Annotated in this window: 7 protein-coding genes; 5 read left to right on the top strand and 2 right to left on the bottom strand. The window is 47.8% G+C overall.

The annotated features are described in order from the left end of the window. Positions 1-8: 8 nt before the first annotated feature. The gene (locus tag BLS69_RS17925; protein WP_091034058.1) at positions 9-1,262 is read right to left on the bottom strand and encodes an acyltransferase; all 1,254 of its coding nucleotides are present in this window, start codon (positions 1,260-1,262) and stop codon (positions 9-11) included. A gap of 139 nt (positions 1,263-1,401) precedes the next feature. Further along, positions 1,402-2,394 (bottom strand): LCP family protein, encoded by a 993-nt coding sequence (locus BLS69_RS17920; RefSeq protein WP_091034056.1) that lies wholly within the window; start codon positions 2,392-2,394, stop codon positions 1,402-1,404. 184 nt (positions 2,395-2,578) lie between these two features. On the opposite strand from BLS69_RS17920, the gene BLS69_RS17915 reads away from it, so the two are divergent. From BLS69_RS17915 to BLS69_RS17895, 5 genes are all read left to right on the top strand, one after another. Further along, the gene (locus tag BLS69_RS17915) at positions 2,579-3,130 is read left to right on the top strand and encodes an undecaprenyl-diphosphatase (protein ID WP_091034053.1); all 552 of its coding nucleotides are present in this window, start codon (positions 2,579-2,581) and stop codon (positions 3,128-3,130) included. A gap of 205 nt (positions 3,131-3,335) precedes the next feature. Then, a complete protein-coding gene (locus tag BLS69_RS17910; RefSeq protein WP_091034050.1) occupies positions 3,336-5,075 on the top strand; it encodes a methyl-accepting chemotaxis protein in 1,740 nt (579 codons plus the stop codon). Positions 5,076-5,416: 341 nt separating this feature from the next. Next, positions 5,417-8,410, top strand: a complete 2,994-nt coding sequence (locus BLS69_RS17905; RefSeq protein WP_371129079.1) for a glycoside hydrolase family 9 protein — start codon at positions 5,417-5,419, stop codon at positions 8,408-8,410. Positions 8,411-8,492: 82 nt separating this feature from the next. Continuing rightward, a complete protein-coding gene (locus BLS69_RS17900) occupies positions 8,493-11,768 on the top strand; it encodes a glycoside hydrolase family 48 protein (protein WP_091034045.1) in 3,276 nt (1,091 codons plus the stop codon). Positions 11,769-12,294: 526 nt separating this feature from the next. Then, a complete protein-coding gene (locus BLS69_RS17895; protein WP_051447224.1) occupies positions 12,295-13,089 on the top strand; it encodes a C40 family peptidase in 795 nt (264 codons plus the stop codon). Positions 13,090-13,172 lie beyond the last annotated feature (83 nt).

Raw genomic sequence — 13,172 nt, 5'->3', positions numbered from 1 at the left:
TCTTTATTTCAAAACGGCTCACTCGTTCCCGGGCTGCGAGTGTGGCCGGGTGACGGAGTTCGCTCAGGTGTAATTCTTTTGTCCACAGCAGCTGATGAATGGGAGGTTGAACGTGGTTTGCGCATTAACCCTACCGTGAAACGTGAGCCAGGAAGCTTGGACAGCGCCCAACTGATTGCAAGAGCCATAACAACCGTTACAAGGAACGATAGCAACGTTACAGGCAGATGCCATCCACTGAGTTGAAGCGGTCTGGTTACATAAGCGATAGCGTAAATTACCAGTGCATGAGCCAGATATCCACCAAATGAATAGCGGCCAATCCAGGATAACAGGCGCTGAAACCGTGTATCTTTGCCTCGCATCAGTACAAGGAAACCATACATCATAAACATCTGAGCCATAATGATCAGGAATGTGGTTGGTTTCAGATAGGTGGAGATATTCAGATTAACAACATCCCCGGACCCACGCAGCACATCGTAACCCAGCCATATATACATCCCTATAAACAGACAGATCGTCCATGGCAGCACCTTGGTGGTCCAACTCCTCCAGCTATCCACTGACCAGGCACATACGGCACCCAGTAAAAAGTAGAACCAGTACATCACCCATGAATAGGAGCGATATTGCAGCAACGTTGACCATGGCTCAGACATGGATTCTGTCCAGCTCCCCATATTATAGTAGGACCATTTCATAAGCAGGCCGTAGAATGCAGCTGCCAAGACAATGAGTGCCACAATGACTTGCATGGGCGTGAAACGTGAGGTGTTCTGGATACGTCTCTGAATGGCTTTCGCTCCCGCCAAAAAAAGGGGGAACAGAATATAGAACTGAAACACCATAATGACAAACCAGAGATGATATCCCGTCTGCGGGACAAACAGTTCACGAATCAGACTGCGAAAATCGGGTATGCCTGCACGCCAGAACGCGGGGGTGAAAATACGGACTGCGAGCCAATAGATCAGTGTCCATACAACAAACGGCATATAGATATCGCCAAATCGCTTTCGAATGAAGCGAGGATATTCCGGTTTGGTGTTACGATGATGGTAAAACAACATTACACCCGATAGAAATACAAACGTTGGCGTACCAAATCGGGTCAGATGATAAATCATGGTCAGCATAATGGAATCCGGTTGTTCAATATCAGCGCGATAGATATACTCAGCGATACTATGCTGCATGACGATTGCCAGAAAGGCAATGCCCCGCAGTTCGGTCCATTCCGCTATTCGCGGTTTTTTCACATTGTAATCCTCCCTCCAGGAACCGGAGTTCATCATATAAGGGTACCCGTTAAACATTAAGACTGCATTAAATGGAGAAAATAGGTACTAAAAAAGACGGCTATGGCCGTCTTTTTTGTTGATATATCTCATGCTTGTTTTAGTTCTGTTCCTCTGATGATGGAGTCTCTGAGGACGCGGCATCTTCTTCAAACAGTTTCTGAATGTAGGACTGGAGTTTGGTTACATCAACACCCAGCACCTGAGCTGAGCCGACCAGTTCATTGGTGAGGAGTTTGTTCGGTGGAATCTGCTGCTGATCGATATCGTTCACATGGATATCGAAGCCAAGTGATGCGAGTTTTAACATCTGGGTTGGACTGAGGTCTGTCTCAATATAGGGGGCGATGGCTTCCAGGATATCCGGGATTTTGAAGAGCGACGTGGTGCTCTGCATTTTCTTGGCCAGCTCGGTCATGAAGATCCGCTGCCGTTCGGTACGGGTAAAATCCGAGGTGGCATCATGTCGGAACCGAACATATTGCAGGGCGGTTTTGCCGTCCATATGCTGCAATCCTTTTTTTAAGTCAATGTCGTACATATGTTTATCTGCTTTACTGGTGTAATACATGTCTTTCTCCACGTCGATATCAATGCCGCCTACCGCATCAACAAGTGCCATGAAACCTGTAAAGTCTGTGTAGACATAATGCTGAATGGGAATACCGAGCAGATCACTGACGGTTTGTTTGGTCAGCTCCGCACCCCCGTAGGAAAAGGCTGCATTAAGTCTGCTTTTGCCATGCCCTGGAATGGCTACATAGGTATCTCGCAGTACGGAGAATAGATGGGCTTTCTTGGTGACGGGATCAATGGAAGCGACCATGACCGAGTCCGAGCGTCCTGCATCGTCGCCTCTTGAGTCTCCGCCAAGGAGCAAAATGTTCACCCGTTCCTGGCCCTCCCATCTGGGAATCGTTGTCGTTGGTGTGTCTGAATCGCTGTCTGTGCCGGAAGAGGACGAGTTTGAAGTCCCGGAAGCCGTGGAGATGCTATTGGCAAAATGAACAATCGAATATCCGTAATATACAACGACACCTGTAATCGCAAGTGCCAGGGTCAGGGCTGTACCCCATAACCATTTTTTAAGCATAATCTTCACCTTTCTATGATTGAACTGATATGTAACCCAAACTAGTTTAACAAAAAGAAAGCAAAATGTCCTCTTTGATTTCGTAACTTCGGTCAATGTGAGGATTGTTTGACAAATAGTTAGTGTATATTTATTATGTAAAAAATAATCTTGTTTTGTGTAATGGGGGTATTAAAAGCCAGTTATGAATCAATCACTATTTAATTGGATTAATCAGTTTGCAGACCAAACACCGTTTCTGGACTGGTTTATGATCACATCATCCGAGTATGCGGTTTGGGTCATGATCGCACTGCTCGTTATCGTATGGTTTCTCGGCGATCCGTCGAAACAGCGAATTGTTTTTTATGCTTGTGTAGCTTCCATTGTAGCTTTAGTTCTAACCAAATGGGGGATATCACCAGCAGTGGGTCATCCAAGGCCTTTTGTAGAAGGGCCAGTGCATCAACTGGTTGCCCATGTACCTGATCCTTCTTTTCCAAGTAAACATGCTTCCTTTGTATTTGCTCTAGCGGCTGCTTCATTCTTCATTGGACGTCGCTTCGGGTTATGGATGTTGTTACTCGCTGTGTTGACAGGGGTGTCTCGTGTATATGTTGGTGTGCATTATCCAGGAGATATTCTGGGAGGATTCATTCTCGGAAGTCTGCTTAGTGTGGTTCTGATTATAACCCGCAATTATACCAAGTCGATTCCCGACTTTTTCATTAACATACACCGACGTGTTTTTCGTTAGCTTCTGCACGTAATATGGAGCGAAATCGTAATAGTTTTGTTCAATAAAGAAGTCTCTTTCTCTGGTTCTGCCAAAGATGGGAGACTTCTTTTGCGTTATATTCGAAGTTAAGCGAAATTTATAGAAAATGAATTCTAACATCTACAATTCATGACGATAGGTGACGATATACTATAAATATGTATTATTTTGAGGAGTGGGACACATGGAAGACACGCGGGGGAATAAGTTGGGGATATTGAAGTTAACGATTCGAGGCAAGTTACTAACTGGTTTTCTTGTAGTTGTGGCTATGCTGGTTTTTGTAAGTGTCTATGCATTAGTCCAAATCCATAATATGTCGAGCAAGGCGAATGAAGTGGATCAAACATGGATGCCTAGTGTAAGCCTGCTGGGCATGATGAATGGTGATGTATCAGATGTAGAACGACTCGCACTGGCCGTCATTGTAGAACAGGATGAAGACGAAACGGCCAAGCTAAATGAAGCTTTGCAGCTGCTTCTCACCAAGATTGAAGATGAACGAGTACAACTGCAAACGTACATTGCAGGCAATGAAGCAGCACTTAAGCTATATAATGAGGATTTTAGTAAGAACTATGATACCTATCTGGAAAAAATGCCTGCATTCATCGAATTGGGTCTGAAAAACGATTATGCGGGAGCAAGCAAACTTCATGCCGAGGCTTATCCATTGTGGTATACAGCCAACGATACACTCGCCAAGTTAATTACCATGGGTAATGAAGGGTCGGAAGCGGCAACGAATGGGTCTGTTGTGTTAGCGGAGAATACATTTAATGTGATTTTGGCAGTGACGATTTTTGCATTCCTGGCAGCTGTATTTATTGCCTTCTTCATTGCAAGCATCATCTCACGTCCAATCAAAAAGATGAATGAAGCAGCCATGGCCATTGCCAACGGTGATCTGACGGGTGAGACGATTGTGCTTAAGAACAAGGATGAATTGGGCACACTGGCAGCTTCCTTCAATACTATGAGTGGCAATTTGCGCTCCATGATTGAATCGGTATCGATGACTTCCGAACAGGTAGCCGCTTCATCGGAGGAGCTTCTTGCAAGTGCAGAGCAAAATACTCAAGCCTCGGAACAGATCTCCCAAACGGTCGAAGAACTGGCTGTAGGTACGTCTGATCAAGTTGATATTGTGAAGCGTTCTTCACAGGCGATGAATGAGATGGCTCTCGGATCAGAGCAGATTGCCGAGCTTGCTCAGAGTGTATCCGTATCTGCTGTAGATGCGGCGAATCAATCTTCCGAAGGAAATATGATTATTCAACAAGCGGTTGAACAGATGGGTTCTGTTCGAAATTCCATTGCTTCGCTTACTGAATTGGTTACAGGGCTGGGGGAACGTTCAGCAGAGATTGGAACCATTACCGAGGTAATCAACAACATTGCCCGGCAGACCAATCTGCTTGCACTGAATGCAGCCATTGAAGCCGCACGAGCAGGAGAGCATGGACGTGGTTTCGCCGTAGTTGCGGGAGAAGTGCGTAAGTTGGCTGAGGAATCTTCTACTTCTGCGCAAAGAATTACGGATCTCGTTCAATTGATTCAGAAAGATACGGATCATGCTGTTCAGGCAGTCAAAGTGAACAGCAGTGAGACAGAAGCAGGAATCGAGATGGTTACTGCGGCAGGACAAGCGTTCGAGCAGATCTCGGATGCGGTCAACAAAGTAGCGGGTGAAATTCAAGAAGTATCCGCTGGTTCAGAGGAAATGTCGGCGAGTACAACTGAGGTTGTAGGATATGTAAGTCAAATCTCCAACATTGCTGGAGAGGCGGCGGGCGGGGTTCATAATGTATCTGCCGCAACTCAGCAGCAGTTGGCTTCGATGGAAGAGATTGCATCATCCGCAGGTTCATTATCCAAAATGGCCGAAGAACTGCAGGAGCAGATTAACAAGTTCAAAGTGTAACCAATGAGATGTTCTGACACCTAAGGTGTACAGAAACATACTGACAGGATGGTCAGAATGCCATTCGATTTATACTGTTGATGATAGCAAGGGCGAGAAGCTGTTTCTCTAACGCGTATATGTGTTAGAGAAACAGCTTTTTTTGTCGCATGACGCAGAGCAGGTCACAACAATGTTATTTCAGAAGTCACCAACGCTTATATAGCTAGTGAAACAAACGGCTATAATGGTAATTAATGGTGTAACTTACACTGAAATACACCATGGGGAGGAGCGATATAAACTTGCAGTCCAGAGTAATGCATACGGAATATTGATGAAGAGGAGATGAATAGTTGAACATGAAGGGGAGCTGGTGGAGACGAGTCGCTATGATCGCGTTATCGGCAGGACTACTGGCAGGAAGTTTATCGATGGGCACAGGAATTCCTAAGGCGGATGCGGCCGTCGGAAATCAGAACTATGCTGAAGCACTGCAAAAGGCCATTTACTTCTATGAGGCACAGCGTTCGGGCACGTTGCCAGCGAGTAATCGGGTCGAATGGCGTGGTAATTCGGGCATGCAGGATGGGGCTGATGTAGGCGTTGATCTGACCGGAGGATGGTATGATGCCGGAGATCATGTGAAGTTTGGTTTTCCGATGGCTGCTTCCGCAACGATGCTCGCCTGGTCTGTCGTGGAATACGGCGACGGATATGAACAGGCCGGACAACTGGAGGAGATCAAGGATAATATCCGATGGGCGACCGACTATTTTATGAAAGCGCATACGAAACCAAATGAATTATGGGGACAAGTGGGGGCAGGCAATACCGACCATGCCTGGTGGGGACCCGCAGAAGTCATGCAGATGAACCGTCCTTCGTTCAAGATCGATGCTTCATGCCCGGGCAGTGATCTGGCGGCAGAAACGGCTGCAGCACTGGCAGCGTCATCGATTGTATTTGCAGATGATGATCCGGCATATTCGGCAAGACTGCTCCAACATGCGAAAGAGTTGTATAACTTCGCAGATACATATCGGGGGGAATACACCGATTGTATCACTGATGCTGCAGCGTTCTATAATTCGTGGACAGGATACGAAGACGAGCTGGCATGGGGCGGAGCGTGGCTTTATTTAGCCACTAATGATAGCGCTTACTTGTCCAAAGCCATTGCAGCTACGGACCGGTGGTCTTCTAGCGGAGGCTCAGCCAATTGGCCGTATACCTGGACACAAGGTTGGGACAGTAAACATTATGGTGCCCAGATCCTGCTTGCTCGTATTACGTCCAGTTTGAACATGCCGGAGGCGACGAGATTTATTCAGTCGACTGAGCGCAATCTGGATTATTGGACGGTTGGAGTCAATGGGACACGAGTCAAGTATACGCCAGGAGGTCTGGCGTGGCTGGATCAGTGGGGCTCGCTCCGATATGCAGCGAATGCATCCTTTATTTCTTTTGTATACTCCGACTGGGTCAGTGATCCTGTGAAAAAGTCAAGATATCAGGATTTTGCTGTCTCACAGATGAATTATATTCTGGGCGATAATCCACGTCAGAGCAGTTATGTGGTCGGATATGGGCAAAATGCACCTCAACATCCGCATCATCGGACCGCTCACGGTTCATGGCTGAATAACGAAGATATCCCGGCTAACCATCGCCACATTCTGTATGGTGCCATGGTCGGTGGCCCGGATGCATCGGATGGATATACCGATGATATCGGGGATTACGTGAGTAATGAGGTCGCAACCGATTACAATGCTGGTTTTACCGGCGCACTGGCAAAGATGAATTTGCTATTTGGTCAGAATCATCAGCCCCTTGCGAACTTCCCTGCACCTGAGGTGAAGGGAGATGAGTTCTTTGTGGAGGCTGCGATCAAATCATCAGGTGCCAATTATACGGAAATCAGAGCACAGCTTAATAATCGTTCCGCTTGGCCTGCCCGAATGGGAGATCAACTGTCTTTTAAGTATTTCCTGGATTTGAGTGAAGTGTATGCTGCCGGACGTACGGTATCGGACGTGCAAGTGACAACCTCCTATACAGAGGGGGCGACGGTATCCCAACCAGTTGTGGTGAATGCAGCCCAGCATATCTATGCCATTACGGCGAACTTCGGTAATACCAAGATCTATCCAGGTGGGGAAGGAAATTATCGTAAAGAAGTACAGTTCCGCATTACAGGCCCACAGGGTGCATGGAATGCAAGTAATGATCATTCGTTCCAGACGCTGACCACAGGCACTCCTGTGAAGAGCATATACCTTCCAGTCTATGATGCAGGGGTAAAGGTGTATGGACAGGAGCCTGGTGTTACACCAGTCACGGTTCCAAGCGCACCTGCTGGCGTGCAGGCTGTAGCGGGAAGTAGTCAGGTTAACCTGACTTGGGCCGCTGTATCCGGGGCTGAATCGTATACGGTGAAGCGCTCCGAGGTGAGTGGAGGACCATATACAACTGTTGCGACAGGGGTTAATGGATTGACCTACACAAACACGGGGCTGACCAACGGGACGGCTTATTATTATGTAGTGTCTGCTGTGAATTCAGCAGGGGAATCATCGGGTTCTGTGCAGGTGTCGGCTACCCCGCAAGCAGCTTCGACGGTGCCGGGAGCACTGACTTTAAGTGGGACAGCTGGTAATGCGCAGTCGGTCCTGACTTGGACAGCAGCCTCGGGCGCTACTAGCTATAAGGTACAACGTTCGGTGGCAGGCGGGACTTATGCAGATGTGGCAACCGGATTGTCCGTGTTGACTTACACCGATACAACAGCGCTGAATGGCACCACGTACAATTACCGGATTGCAGCCGTGAATGCGAACGGACAGACACTGTCCAATGTCCTGGCACTGACGCCTTCTGCACCTCCGGTGACGACCGGTACACTCGAAGTGCAGTACCGCAGCGGAGGGTCCGGGAATTCAAGTAATGCGGTGACTCCGCAGTTCAACGTGAAGAATACCGGAACACAAGCGATTGATCTCAGTACCGTGAAGATCCGATATTATTTCACCAAGGATGGTGCGGATCAAATGACCTTCTGGTGTGATTATGCCGAGATGGGCACGGCCAATGTTGAAGGTACATTTGTCGCAGTGAGTCCGGCAAAGGGTACCGCAGATACGTATCTGGAGATTAGCTTCAAGTCGGGAGCAGGCAGTTTGGCCGCTGGAGCAGAGACCGGCGTGATTCAAGCACGCTTTTCCAAAAATAACTGGAGCAATTTCGATCAAAGTAATGATTATTCCTATGATGCTTCCAAGACGGCTTTTGCCGCATGGAACAAGGTAACCGGGTATCAGGGAAACACCAAAGTGTGGGGCTTGGAGCCGTAACTAGCTCAAGATCATTGGCCGAAGAGCAGCATGGTCAGACCGTTTATATTCAATTTCCACTATTCCAGGGAGGTATATATTAATGTTGAAATCAGCTGCGAAAAAAAGTTTAACAGCGATGCTGGCGGGAACCGTCATGTTGACCGGATACACCGGACTCTGGGCAGGGCCGCAAACAGCACATGCCGCAGATCAGGCCATCGAGATTCAGGCAGACAGCATTAATGAAGCCCGGTTTTTGCAATTGTATGATCAGTTGAAAGATCCGGCGAACGGATATTTTTCGCCAGAGGGTCTACCGTATCATTCCATTGAGACCCTGCTGAGTGAGGCCCCGGATTATGGTCATATGACGACGTCTGAGGCATATAGTTACTGGCTGTGGTTGGAAACCATGTATGGTCACTACACGGGAGATTGGTCCCAATTGGAAGCAGCTTGGGACAGTATGGAGAAATACATTATCCCGGTCAACGAAGGTGACGGCAAGGAAGAGCAGCCTACGATGAGCTCATACAACCCAAACAGCCCTGCTACGTATGCAGCGGAAAAACCTTTCCCAGATCAATATCCATCGCAACTTAATGGTCAATATGCAGCGGGTAAAGACCCGATTGATGCCGAACTTAAGGCGACCTATGGTGACAATCAGACCTATCTCATGCACTGGCTGGTCGATGTGGATGACTGGTATGGATATGGAAACCTGTTGAATCCATCACATACGGCTACCTATGTGAATACTTTCCAACGTGGGGAGCAGGAGTCTGTGTGGGAAGCCATTCCGCATCCATCCCAGGATGATAAATCTTTTGGTAAGGCAAACGAAGGTTTCATGAGCTTGTTCACAAAGGAAAATCAGGTACCGTCAGCACAATGGCGTTACACAAACGCAACGGATGCCGATGCGCGTGCTGTACAGGTGCTGTATTGGGCAAAGGAGATGGGATACAACAATCCGGAATATCTGGATAAAGCGAAGAAGATGGGGGACTATCTACGCTATGGTATGTATGATAAATACTTCCAGAAAATTGGAAGTGCAAAGAACGGTACACCGACTCCGGGTACAGGCAAGGATTCCAACATGTATCTCATGGCTTGGTATACGTCTTGGGGCGGTGGCCTGGGTCAAGGTGGGGATTGGGCTTGGCGCATTGGAGCGAGCCATACCCATCAGGCTTATCAAAACCCGGTTGCAGCGTATGCTTTGTCTGATCCGGCTGGCGGCTTGATTCCGAAATCAGCAACAGCGAAGGCAGATTGGAATGCTACGCTGAAACGTCAGTTGGAATTCTACACTTGGCTACAATCCCATGAAGGAGCTATCGGCGGGGGAGCAACGAACAGTCTGGATGGTTCATACAAAGCCTATCCGGCAGGCGTAAGTACATTCTATGACATGGCTTATCAGGAGGCACCTGTATATCGTGATCCGGATTCCAACACCTGGTTTGGATTCCAGGCATGGCCGCTGGAGCGTGTAGCCGAGATGTACTATATTCTTGCGGAGAGCGGTGATTTGACCTCTGAGAACTTCCAGATGGCCAAAAAAGTAATCACGAAGTGGATCGACTGGAGTAAGGATTATGTATTTGTAGGTGAGCGTCCGGTGACGGATGCGCAAGGCTATTATCTGAATGCGGCTGGACAGCGCATTTTGGGTGGAACTAATGTTCAGGTAGCGACAACGCCGGCTCCCGGAGAGTTCTGGATTCCGGGTGGTCAGGAATGGCAGGGTCAACCGGACAAGTGGAACGGATTCAGTTCGTTTACGGAAAATCCGAACTTCCGTGTAACGACCAAAGATCCAGTGCAGGACACAGGAGTTCTGGGAAGTTACGTTAAAGCTCTGACTTTCTTCGCAGCGGGAACACAGGCAGAGAACGGCACACTTAACGCGGAAGGCCAAGAAGCCAAGGATTTGGCCGAGGCTCTGCTGGATACAGCTTGGGATTACAATGATGGTGTGGGGATTGTTACGGAAGAAGAGCGTAAAGACTACTTCCGCTTCTTTGCCAAAGAGATCTATATCCCGGCGAACTGGTCTGGAACCTTTGGTCAAGGCAACACGATTCCTGGTACAGCAGGTGTACCTTCCGATCCGGCAAAAGGCGGCAATGGCGTATACATTGGATACTCCGATCTGCGTCCGGCCATCAAGCAAGATCCGGCATGGGCTTACTTGGATAACCTGTACAAAACGTCGTATAATCCGACCACGAAGCAGTGGGAAAACGGTGCACCTACCTTTACGTATCACCGGTTCTGGTCACAAGTGGATATGGCTACAGCGTACGGCGAGTATGATCGTCTCCTCGGAGATTCCGATAGTCCGGAAGTGGAAGTACCCGCTGCTCCTGCTGGCGTAACAGCAACTGGAGGAAGTGAGCAAGTGGTTCTGAATTGGAACGCAGCCGCTGGTGCAGCCTCGTATACCGTGAAACGTGCAGAGGTGAATGGTGGTCCTTATACGTCTGTAGCAACAGGGGTCACAGGATCAACATTCACGGATACAGGCTTGACCAACGGCACAACGTATTATTATGTGGTCACTGCGGTGAATGCCGTAGGGGAGTCTGCACCGTCGACACAGGCATCTGCAACACCACTCGCAGGTACCGTTGTGCCAGGCGTATTCAACCTTACTGGAACGGCTGGCGATGCCCAGGCAGTACTGACATGGACTGCATCAACTGGAGCATCAAGTTATAAGGTACAACGTTCGGTAGGCAGCGGGGCATATGCTGATCTGGCAACAGGTTTGACTGCACTGACGTATACCGATGCTACAGCGGTGAATGGTACAGCTTATAATTATAGAGTCGTAGCCATTAATACGAGTGGTCAGACGAATTCAAATGTATTGGTGTTGACTCCATTAGCACCTCCAGTCACAACGGGAACGCTTGAAGTACAATACCGTAATGGTAGTTCAGGAACTTCGGTCAATGCGATTACTCCACAATTTAATGTGAAGAATACAGGTACAACTGCGGTGGACTTGAGCAAAGTGAAGGTCCGGTATTATTTCACGAAGGATAGTGCCGCTGATCTGAGTTTCTGGTGTGATTATGCACAGATTGGCAGTGGTAACGTGGAAGGGCATTTTGTTTCGATAGATCCGGCCAAGGGCACGGCAGATACGTATCTGGAGATTGAATTCAAATCGGGTGCCGGCAGTTTGGCCGCTGGTGCCGAGACCGGAATCATCCAGGGACGTTTCTCGAAAAACAACTGGACGAATTTTGATCAAACCAATGATTATTCCTTTGATTCCACCCAAACGGCCTTCAGTGCCTGGACAAAAGTGACAGCTTATCAGGATGGCGCCAAGGTATGGGGAATTGAACCTTAAATGAGTTGATCGACCAATTGTAGAGTGATGTTACTCATCATATAGGTTAAGCCGGGGAGAAATCCCTGGCTTTTCTTTTTTTATGGAAAAGCAAAAATGGAATACGAAATAATCAACGGACACTGCTGATAAATCGATCCGTATTGAGGCTGGAGGCAAAAATGTGAATTCGGGGAACGGTAATCGGCAAATGAATCATAGTAATGTTTACCATATTTGCGATTTTAAACATTAAAATATAGGTCATATGGCATATGCCCTGAATGAGAAACGACCTAGCTCTTGTATCGCGGAAAAATCAAGCACATCAAATAGTTACAATAATTTAACCTTTCAAAAAGAAGGGATCAGCAGTGAATTTTTCCAGCATATTATGGACAAACCCTGATACTTAGTACTCAAGTTCGCCTGCATCAATACAGGACTTTTGACTGATGAACGTTATGGATAGCCCGTTTACAATGGGGCAAGCCCGGGAGAACCAAGCCAGGTTAAAATTCTGTAACATCAGGGGGAACTCGACATCATGAACTGGAAGAAAACGATTATTACGGCAAGTGTCACAGCAACGATGCTGATGGGAAGTCTGACGACAGGAGCACTAACGGCACAGGTATCGGCAGCTGCTGTTAACAATTCACAAGTAAAAGTAATTTGGGGCGTAAACCTACGCACAACACCTTCTTCTTCTGCGAAGATTGTTCGCTTGGTCGCTAAAGGGGAAACGGTAACGGTGCTTCAGCAATCCGGTTCGGATTGGTATAAGATTAAGGATTCTGCTAACCGGACAGGCTACATATCTTCTTCATCCAAATACACACAAGCGATTAGTGGCAGCACAAGCGGATCGAGTTCGAATAGTGGTACATCGGTGACTGGCAATGCATCTGTAGAAAAAGTGATTGCAGCGGGAATGAAATATTTGGGAACACCTTATGAGTTCGGAGCCAGTCGTAACAGCACAGCTACTTTTGACTGTTCCAGCTTTGTACGCCAGGCCTTCATTGATGCACTGGGCATCAAGCTTCCAGCGGATTCCCGCAAACAGGGAGCCTATGTAAAAGCCAAGGGTACAGTTCAGACGAACTGGAAAAACCTGAAACGCGGAGATCTGATGTATTTCATGTCGTATAAAGGCAGCTCTGCATCATCGTATTCGGGCGTGAATAAATCTAGCGCAACCATTACGCACACAGGGATTTACCTGGGTGACGGAAAAGTATTACACACCTATTCCAACGCTGGCGGTGGTGTAACAACTAGTGATATCTCCGGCAAACACTGGGAGTATCGCTTCCTGTTTGGTGGCAGTGCGCTGTAGGTTAGAACAAGAACCTTACTGGATATTCCGCACATTTTCATATGCATACAAAACACCTTCCATTCTGCCTTTGACAGGCGAGT

Source organism: Paenibacillus sp. CF095 (assembly GCF_900101225.1).
Taxonomy (GTDB): Bacteria; Bacillota; Bacilli; order Paenibacillales; family Paenibacillaceae; genus Paenibacillus.
This window is presented reverse-complemented; position numbering and strand designations above follow the sequence as displayed.